This is a genomic window from Aerococcus sp. L_32 (genome assembly GCF_050689315.1).
In genome coordinates, this window is sequence record NZ_JBOEQF010000135.1 from 1 (window position 1) to 5,854 (window position 5,854).

Consider the following 5,854-nt stretch of genomic DNA (forward strand, 5'->3'; position numbering starts at 1 on the left):
ATCAATCAATATCCAACGACATGCCACTTATTCTTGATCAAAACACCCTAACTTATTGAATCAATCCTTTTGAGGATGGGACGCCGCCGTCTGTTTCTTTCAAAGCGATTTTTAGGGCGCGGGCGAATGCTTTAAAAATGCCTTCGATTTCGTGGTGGGTGTTGCCGTTTTTCAATAGGTCAATATGTAGGGTCATGCGAGCGTTCATAGCTACGGCGTAGAAGAATTCTTTGACAAGTTCGGTATCAAAGGTCCCCACTTTTTCAGCTGAAAAGTTGGCGTCATAAACTAAGACTGGTCGGCCTGATAAGTCTAATACGACACGGGCTAAGGTTTCGTCCATGGGCAGGAAATATGATCCGTACCGTTCGTATGAAGGTTGGGCTTGGTAAAGGTCACGAATAGCTTCACCCAGTAAAATCCCAATATCTTCAGTGACATGATGGTCATCAACCCAAGTGTCCCCCTTGGCTTCAACATATAAATCAAGGCCCGAATGGAAGGGAAATAGGGTTAACATGTGGTCAAGGAAACCCACGCCAGTATTGATGGATGTTTGTTCAGACCCATCCGCCTTAGCCAAGCCCAGCTTGATTTGCGTTTCTAAGGTATTCCGCTCTTTAATCTTCAATTTGTTCCCTCCATGCTTTGATTGTTGCCTTAAACTTGGGATATTCAGCTGAATCGATTACCGAATATCGCGCCGCATTTGCCATTTTCCCATCTGCATACTTACGGCCAACGAAGCCATTGTCCGCTAAATACTGGTCTAAATCTGGGACCAAATCACCAAAGATAAACACAAAATTCGTTGCGGACGGAATCACAGTGACTAGATCAGCAACCTGGTCAAAAGCCTCCTGCAATTCCCGCTTGATATCGCGTTGGTAATTCACCCACTCATCCAGTCGCTCGGTATCCTCAAACAGCTTGCTGGCAAGGTTTAGTGACACACTATTCATAGGATAAGGGTGGTTAATCTCCTTCAATTTGTCGAAACGAGGTCCCTGCCCAAAGGCGATACCAACCCGTAAACCCGCTACCCCATAAATCTTAGATAGGGTCCGAATAAATAGGACGTTGTCATTATCTGGTCGTTGATAGTCCTGGCCGAATTCAATATAAGCTTCATCGATCAAAAAAGTGATATCTCGATCTGCTGTTTCATCCGCCAAGATCTGTAAAAATTCCTCAGAAAACTGCTGGCCCGTAGGATTTTGCGGGTTCGACAAGAAGAATAAAGACGGCTTAAATTCATCTAAAGCTCCGATAATTGTGTCTGAAGTAAAAGTGAAGTCCTTTTCACTCTCTACCTGGAAAAAGGGGAAGTCCAACTGGTTGGCGTAATCCTGGTACATAAAGAAATCAGGATCAACTGCCAAGACACCCCCGCGGCCAAACTGGATAATCAATTTCTGAATCCACTCATCTGACCCGTTAGCAACAGCCACATTCTTTGGATCAAGACCGGCGTAATTTGCATACGCCGCGATGAAGTTAGCTTCTTCGTCTTCAGGATACTGGTTAAAAGGGGTGGCCAAGACCGCATCCACAATATCTTGATCTGACAAGGGACGAATTGGAGAGGTGTTGCGGTTCATGATTACCGTGTCACCTTCTTGATTCACTTCAATCGTTTTTAAATAATCCTCGGTTTTCATAGCTTACCCTTCCTTTCGAATGGCAATTGACTGAGCATGGCAATCCAGACCTTCAGCCTCAGCAATCGCTTGACCAGCTGGCCCAATAGCTTCATAGCTGGCTTTTGATGTATTAATAATGGCATGTGAAGTCCGGAAATCATTGGCGGTTAAACCATGCGAGAACCGGGCAGTCCGCCCAGTTGGTAAGACATGCGATGGCCCTGCCACATAGTCACCAATAGCTTCCATGGCGTAGTAGCCTTTGAAAACAGCACCCGCGTATTTGATTTGTTCAACAATCTCATCTTGAGCTGTATGTTGAATGGACACGTGCTCTGGTGCAATGTCATTCAATACGGCGATCAATTGCTCTCTCGTATCACAGATTGCATAGTGATTGTTTTTAACTGAAGCTTCAATAATGTCCGCTCTTTTTTGGCTCGGCAACAAAACTTGCATGCGGTCGGCTATTTTGCCAAGAAAATCTTCTGACTCACATAAGAGGAAAGTCCGAGCGTCTTGGTCATGTTCCGCCTGGGCGAAAATATCGTAAACAATGGCATCAACCGGAATCGTTTCGTCCACATATAAGAGGATTTCACTCGGCCCAGCAATAGCATCAATCGATACATCCCCGTTGACCAACCGTTTGGCAGTCGCCACATAGGCATTCCCTGGACCACAAATCTTGTCTACTCTAGGAATCGTTTCCGTCCCGTAAGCCATAGCAGCAACGGCTTGTGCCCCGCCAATCGCATACACATTGTCTCGGATCCCACATAAGTATAAGGCTGCGAAAGTCACTGATTCTTCCGTGAAAACAGGCGTTGTCACTACCAAGTTTTCGACCCCCGCAACAAGGGCTGGCACAACCGTCATCAAAACTGTTGACGGGTACAAGGCCTTCCCACCAGGAATATAAAATCCTGCACTATCTAAAGCGTTGTAAACATAGGAAATTTCTTCCCCTGGTCGGTCCGGATGTAAACCACCGCGCTCATAAGTCTCAATCCGGTCTTTAGCCATTTCTAGCGCCCTTTGTAAGGCTGAGTCTAAGTTGTCCCAAGACGCCTTCAGCCGCTCAGCTGACACTTTGAAATCTGCCGCATTTTGGTAAACCTGCTCATCAAATTTGTTGGTATAGTCAATGACTGCCTGGTCTCCACTGGCCTGAACCGCTTGAATCATCTCTTGCACAGCCACCAACCGGTTTAGGTCTACTGTCTCTTGATTTTTTGTGCTAAATGCCGTTTGAAATGCTGCTACATCCACTTATACCACCTCAATTTCTTGCATAAACTTGTAGATTTCCTTCTCTTTCGTATAGAATGACTGCTTGTTGGCAATCAGTCGTGCTTGTACCGGCAAAATAGTTTTGTACTCCTCTAGGTCATTTTCTTTTAACGTTGTCCCTGTTTGGACAATATCCACAATCGCATCAGCTAAGCCTAGAATCGGTGCCAATTCAACCGAACCGTTTAAAAAGATTAACGATACATCTTGCTTTTGTTGGTTAAAGTACTTGCGGGTAATATTTGGAAATGATGTTGCCACCACTTTGATATCTGATTCATCCAAGTTAGTAGGCCCGGCAATCGCTAGTCGACATTGACCAAATGGCAATTCAGACACATTCAAGACATTGAACAACTTTTCGGCAATCGTGTCAGAACCTACAACACCGAGGTCCGCAACCCCCTGCTCCACATAAGTAGGGACATCTTTTCCTTTTGCGAAAATGAATTTAACCCCGCCAACCTCACGGAAGAGATCACGACCACTATCTGTCAAGGCCTCCGCATAGTCATTTAAACCCTTATCTGCTAAAAATTTATTGAAAGCCTTGTAAACACGACCCTTGGATAAAGCCACAGTAATCATAGAAATCCTCCTTTAGATAAATTCAATCCAATACCAAACCAGCCGTTAGCGTACTGTCCACCTGAGAAGATAGGTTTAGAATTCCCTTGTAAAAATGCTTGGAAATAAAAGCCGTTGTAGTATTTTTGCGGCGACCGGAATGATAAATCAAGCACCATTTTGGTGTTGCGTCTTTCAAGTGTCTCTTTCAACAAATGAATCACGGCCATCTCGTCCGTATCACCAAAGTCCTTCTTCACTAGGTCAAACTGCTCTGAAACTGGTTTAGCCATTAACTGGTAGAAATAATGGTCTTTACCAATGGTGTTACCTAGAGCCGACAAGTTCTTTTCAATTACATAGCCCTTGATCTCAGGTCCAAAAGCAAATTTTTCAATGTATTTATCTAAAATTTCTTCGTTGTTTACAACAATCATATTGAAAGACGCTTGGCTCATCTGTTCAACGAAATCTAAATGCAGTTCAATGGTATTAGCCATTTGACTAGCACTTGGTTCCACTAATTCAACACCTGCTTGGTAAGTTGATTGGTGGTCTCTCACCATTGGACCATAGTATGCGAAGTTATCTTGTTTAAGATCGTAAGTCTTCATGTAATTTAAAATGGACCGAGTCCAGTCACTACGAATGGCATATAATTGCCCTTCCTTTTCAAATACAATGTTGCTTGGGTATTCGGCTTTGCCGTCCCCATCGAATGGTTCCACCATATTCAAATCAATTAATTGGAAACCAGCATTCGATACTGTTTCAAGATAATCTCTCGCTAATGAAATTCGTTGTAATACGTAAGATGTTGCCATGTTGTCCCTCCTTCAAAATATAAAATGTTATAAAAAAAACGCCCTCAATCCATCACTGGATCAAGGACGCCGAAACGTGTTCCCACCTTAATTCGTTATAAGTTCACACTTATAACCTCATTGACTAGTCTTTATCCGCTAGTCTGGCTATAACGGTGCCACCGGACTAAGTGTCATTTAAGCAAAGGCGTGTCTTCATAGGGGACATTGTCTGTTCACAGCAACCACAGACTTTCTGGAAATGTTGATCCTACCTCTTAATCTTTACTGTCTCTCACTTGATTATACTCATAATAAAATGTCCAAATTAAAAAGTCAAGTGATTTCTAATAATATTCTAATTTTAGAGCGAATAATTCTAAACCCTACGGCTTGGCTGACTATACATTCTGTAAAGCGTGGACACCAAACAGAATGACATACGTCAGGCCATCCTGTGCTCACCGCGAAAGCATGCTAGGTAAGCTTCAGCCTTGGCTTTAAAATTTAGCCGTAGCCTCTAATAAAAATGAAGTGACTTTTTTATAATTTGCATTGAATAATTCTTTTTAATTTGCTGATTTTGGTTAAGTGTAAGCATTATTCTAGTAAAAATTAACAATGCTTTTCAACCATTTCATTAAGTATGTTTTCTTTTCCCCGTGGACAGATGTCGTCGATGCTTTGTCAAAAAAATACTGCAATAGAACGTACGAGAATAATCTGCGTTAGTTGAATTTTTATACACGACTGCTCTCTTAAGTAGCGAATTGATTTGTATAGCAACAACCCCCCCTCAATATACATACGCTTGTCAATCTATCCCCTTTTTGCCAATAAAAATTATTAAATGATTTTTATAGAATCCTGCTATTGACACTTGAAGTGTATTAACCATATAATACAGATAAAGAAAGTGTATTAATTGAATAACACACTTTCGATAAAGCATTTTTGAAAGGAGGGTCTTCATGGTTGTGTTTGATAAGCAGGCGCCAATTTATGTGCAATTAGCCGACCATTATAAGGGGGAGATTGTTGCTAGCCGATTGATGGCTGGGGATAAGTTGCCCTCTCGTCGTGATATCGCCAAAACGTTCAAGATTAACCCTAATACGGTTCAGCGGGCGTTTAAATCATTAGAGGAAGAAGGGATTATTGTGTCAGAAGCCAATGTGCCGAGTCGAGTGACGGAAAACCAAATGATTATTCAACAATTAAAGCGTGATGCTTTGGAGCAGGCCATGGCGGTCTTCTATGATACGACCCAGGTCTTGAATATGGACCCGCATGAGATTGCCACTTACATGACAGAATATTTCCAAAAACGAGGTGAACAAGATGATTGAGATTGAAAAGGTGAATAAATTTTACGGGGCGAAGAAAATTCTCGAGGATGTATCTTTCTCTATTAAACCAGGAGAAATTACGGCTTTAATTGGGGAGAATGGGTCTGGAAAGACGAGTTTGATGAATGGTTTGATGAAGTTAACCCCAGTCGCTTCTGGTCAGTTTTTAATTGATGGAAAACCGATCGATTTTAATGAT

At 42.4% G+C, this 5,854-nt stretch carries 7 protein-coding genes; 2 read left to right on the plus strand and 5 right to left on the minus strand.

Annotation, left to right across the window (positions count from 1 at the left end; genetic code table 11):
* Positions 1-52: 52 nt before the first annotated feature.
* From hisB to ACRCJ0_RS08825, 5 genes are read right to left on the minus strand one after another with little or no spacing between them, the layout of a single operon-like run.
* Positions 53-631 (minus strand): imidazoleglycerol-phosphate dehydratase HisB, encoded by a 579-nt coding sequence (gene hisB, locus ACRCJ0_RS08805; RefSeq protein ID WP_431390207.1) that lies wholly within the window; start codon positions 629-631, stop codon positions 53-55.
* Positions 621-1,661, minus strand: coding sequence for a pyridoxal phosphate-dependent aminotransferase (locus tag ACRCJ0_RS08810; RefSeq protein WP_431390208.1), 1,041 nt, complete (start codon positions 1,659-1,661; stop codon positions 621-623). Before ACRCJ0_RS08810 ends, hisB begins: the two co-directional genes overlap by 11 nt.
* 3 nt (positions 1,662-1,664) lie before the next feature.
* On the minus strand, positions 1,665-2,915 hold the full coding sequence (gene hisD, locus ACRCJ0_RS08815; protein ID WP_431390209.1) for a histidinol dehydrogenase: 1,251 nt from the start codon (positions 2,913-2,915) through the stop codon (positions 1,665-1,667).
* Positions 2,916-3,524, minus strand: coding sequence for an ATP phosphoribosyltransferase (hisG, locus tag ACRCJ0_RS08820; RefSeq protein ID WP_431390210.1), 609 nt, complete (start codon positions 3,522-3,524; stop codon positions 2,916-2,918).
* Positions 3,521-4,327: an ATP phosphoribosyltransferase regulatory subunit gene (locus ACRCJ0_RS08825; protein ID WP_016896651.1), complete on the minus strand. Its 807-nt coding sequence runs from the start codon at positions 4,325-4,327 to the stop codon at positions 3,521-3,523. The genes hisG and ACRCJ0_RS08825 overlap by 4 nt, the downstream gene beginning before the upstream one ends.
* A 950-nt stretch (positions 4,328-5,277) precedes the next feature.
* Between ACRCJ0_RS08825 and ACRCJ0_RS08830 the strand changes: the two genes are divergently transcribed.
* Together ACRCJ0_RS08830 and ACRCJ0_RS08835 are read left to right on the plus strand one after the other, a co-directional pair.
* On the plus strand, positions 5,278-5,655 hold the full coding sequence (locus tag ACRCJ0_RS08830) for a GntR family transcriptional regulator (protein ID WP_016896652.1): 378 nt from the start codon (positions 5,278-5,280) through the stop codon (positions 5,653-5,655).
* Positions 5,648-5,854: ATP-binding cassette domain-containing protein (locus ACRCJ0_RS08835; RefSeq protein ID WP_431390084.1), on the plus strand; the 207-nt coding region annotated here is incomplete at its 3' end. The genes ACRCJ0_RS08830 and ACRCJ0_RS08835, both read left to right, overlap by 8 nt.

Excerpts from the sequence above, each read along its gene's own strand:
- ACRCJ0_RS08830 (WP_016896652.1), top strand. The coding sequence starts at position 5,278 with ATGGTTGTGTTTGATAAGCAGGCGCCAATTTATGTGCAATTAGCCGAC.
- ACRCJ0_RS08810 (WP_431390208.1), bottom strand. The coding sequence starts at position 1,661 with ATGAAAACCGAGGATTATTTAAAAACGATTGAAGTGAATCAAGAAGGT.
- hisG (WP_431390210.1), bottom strand. The coding sequence starts at position 3,524 with ATGATTACTGTGGCTTTATCCAAGGGTCGTGTTTACAAGGCTTTCAAT.
- ACRCJ0_RS08825 (WP_016896651.1), bottom strand. The coding sequence starts at position 4,327 with ATGGCAACATCTTACGTATTACAACGAATTTCATTAGCGAGAGATTAT.